This is a genomic window from Burkholderia sp. BCC1640 (genome assembly GCF_902833125.1).
Classification (GTDB): domain Bacteria; phylum Pseudomonadota; class Gammaproteobacteria; order Burkholderiales; family Burkholderiaceae; genus Burkholderia; species Burkholderia diffusa.
In genome coordinates this window covers 1-574 of sequence record NZ_CADFEF010000128.1, presented here as the reverse complement: position 1 = coordinate 574, position 574 = coordinate 1, and the positions used below count along the sequence as shown (strand labels likewise).

1 protein-coding gene is annotated in these 574 nt (G+C 70.7%); it reads left to right on the top strand.

Annotated features, from left to right (window positions below):
• A partial coding sequence (locus tag HWX25_RS32825) for a YbfB/YjiJ family MFS transporter (protein WP_175912749.1) occupies window positions 1-554 on the top strand: 554 nt, incomplete at its 5' end.
• Window positions 555-574 lie beyond the last annotated feature (20 nt).

Genomic DNA, 574 nt, shown 5'->3' with positions numbered 1-574 from the left:
GCGCGCTCTACGCCGAATACGCGCTGAACGCGGCCGGCTGGGTGCCGCACATGATCTTCCTGGTCGACTACGTCACGCGCGGCCTGGGCGAGAGCCTGAAGTTGGGCGCCGAATACTGGGTGCTGTTCGGCGTCGGCGCCACGCTGGGGCCGGTGCTGGCCGGCGCGCTGGCCGACCGGATCGGCTTCGGCCACGCGCTGCGCCTGGCCTTCGTGCTCGAGATCGGCGGCGTGGCGATTCCCGCGCTAGGACTCGGGCCGTTCTGGCTGATGCTGTCGAGCGTGCTGGTCGGCGCCTTCGTCACCGGCACCGTGCCGCTGGTGCTGGGGCGCCTGCACGAGCTGCTCGCCCATCATCCTTCGCAACAGGACCCGGCGTGGCGTACCGCCACGGTCGGCTTCGCGCTGTGCCAGGCGCTCGCCGCCTACGGCCTGTCCTACGTGTTCTCGCAGAACGGCGGCGACTACCGCATGCTGTTCGCGATCGGCACCGCGGCGATGCTGCTGGCGCTCGCGATCGACCTCGTCGCCGGCATCCAGGCCCGCAAGACCTGAACCCCGCACGGCTTGTCCAA